The 2431-nt window shown below is 48.5% G+C and carries 1 protein-coding gene; it reads right to left on the bottom strand.

All coding sequences use genetic code 11. The features are described 5' to 3' along the window. Positions 1 to 2431: hypothetical protein (locus JQC92_RS21825; RefSeq protein ID WP_205001635.1), on the bottom strand; the 2431-nt coding region annotated here is incomplete at both ends.

Here is a 2431-nt window from a genome sequence, read left to right as displayed (position 1 = left end):
CACTTCATTACGACCGTTTTGCAACGCCAGAAATAACCCTGGTGTTTCGTTGCCACCTTTCGCTGCTGCCAGCTCTATGAACTTATCTTCTGATAACTTCCTTGCCTTCAGTAACTCCGCCAGTACTTTCATAAACGCAGCCACCGCCTCATGCTGACCGTTTTTCTGCGCCAGACATAACCCTGGTATTTCGTAATCATCTTTCGCTGCTGCCAGCTCTATGAACTTATCTTCTGATAACTTCCCTTCCTTCAGTAACTCCGCCAGCACCTTCATAAACGCAGCCACCGTATCATGATGACCACTTTGCAGCGCCAAATATAGTCCAGGCGTTCCGTCACCATCTTTCCCCGCTGCCAGTTTTATGAACTTACCTGCTGATAACTTCCCTTCCGTCAGCAACTCCGCCAATACTTTCATAAACGCAGCCACCGTATTATGCTGACCGTTTTTCTGCGCCATCCATAGCCCTGGTATTTCGTCACGTCTTTTTCCCGCTGCCAGCTCTATGAACTTATCTTCTGACAACTTCCCCTCCTTCAGTAACTCCACCAGCACCTTCATAAACGCAGTCACCGTATCATGATGACCATTTTGCAGCGCCAAATATAGTCCAGGCGTTCCGTTACGTCTTTTCCCCGCTGCCAGCGCTATGAACTTATCTTCTGATAACTTCCCTTCCTTCAGTAACTCCGCCAGCACCTTCATAAACGCAGCCACCGTCTCATGTTGCCCCTCTTGCAGCGCCAGACATAGTCGAGGTGTTCCGTTACGTCTTTTCCCCGCTGCCAGCGCTATGAACTTATCTTCTGATAACTTCCCTTCCTTCAGCAACTCCACCAGCACCTTCATAAACGCAGCCACCGTTTCATGCTGACCTTTTTGCTGCGCCAGAAATAACCCTGGTGTTTCATTGCCACCTTTCGCTGCTGCCAGCGCTATGAACTTATCTGCTGATAACTTTCCTTCCTTCAGTAACTCCGCCAGCACCTTCATAAACGCAGCCACCGTCTCATGCTGACCTTTTTGCTGCGCTAGACATAGTCCAGGTGTTTCGTCACCATCTTTCGCTGCTGCCAGCGCTATGAACTTATCTGCTGATAACTTCCCTGCCTTCAGTAACTCCGCCAGCACCTTCATAAACGCAGTCACCGTATCATGCTGACCCTCTTGCAGCGCCAGAAATAGTCCAGGTATTTCGTCACCATCTTTCGCTTCTGCCAGCGCTATGAACTTATCTTCTGATAACTTCCCTTCCTTCAGTAACTCCACCAGCACCTTCATAAACGCAGTCACCGTATCATGATGACCTTTTTGCAGCGCCAGAAATAGTCCAGGTGTTTCGTTACCACCTTTCGCTGCTGCCAGCGCTATGAACTTATCTGCTGATAACTTCCCTGCCTTCAGTAACTCCACCAGCACCTTCATAAACGCAGCCACCGTCTCATGCTGCCCCCCTTGCAGCGCCAGACATAGTCCAGGTATTTCGTTACCATCTTTCGCTGCTGCCAGCGCTATGAACTTATCTTCTGATAACTTCCCTTCCTTCAGTAACTCCACCAACACCTTCATAAAAGCAGTCACCGTCTCATGATGACCATTTTGCAGCGCCAGACATAGTCCAGGCGTTCCGTCACCATCTTTCGCTGCTGCCAGCGCTATGAACTTATCTGCTGATAACTTCCCTGCCTTCAGTAACTCCGCCAGTGCTTCCATAAACGCAGCCACCGTATCATGCTGACCATCTTGCTGCGCCATCCATAGCCCTGGTATTTCGTCACGTCTTTTTCCCGCTGCCAGCTCTATGAACTTATCTTCTGACAACTTCCCCTCCTTCAGTAACTTCACCAGCACCTTCATAAACGCAGTCACCGTATCATGCTGACCATTTTGCAGCGCCATAAATAGTCCAGGTGTTTCGTCATGTCTTTTTCCCGCTGCCAGCGCTATGAACTTATCTGCTGATAACTTCCCTTCCTTCAGTAACTCCGCCAGCACCTTCATAAACGTAGTCACCGTCTCATGCTGACCATTTTGCAGCGCCATCCATAGTCCAGGTGTTTCATCACCATCTTTCCCCGCTGCCAGCGCTATGAACTTATCTTCTGATAACTTCCCTGCCTTCAGTAACTCCACCAGCACCTTCATAAACGCAGTCACCGTATCATGATGACCATTTTGCAGCGCCAGAAATAGTCCACCAGGTATTTCGTCACCATCATTTGCTGCTGCCAGCGCTATGAACTTATCTTCTGATAACTTCCCTTCCTTCAGTAACTCCACCAGCACCTTCATAAACACAGCCACCGTATCATGATGACCATTTTGCAGCGCTAGATGCACACACCTTTTTTTTTGAGAATCTGATAACTTTAAAAAATTATTATCAGTCAGACGTAATTCACGAAAGCATGCGGAGAAATCTGAAATA

The organism is Parashewanella hymeniacidonis (genome assembly GCF_016900895.1).
In the GTDB taxonomy this organism is placed as follows: Bacteria; Pseudomonadota; Gammaproteobacteria; order Enterobacterales; family Shewanellaceae; genus Parashewanella; species Parashewanella hymeniacidonis.
This window is presented reverse-complemented; position numbering and strand designations above follow the sequence as displayed.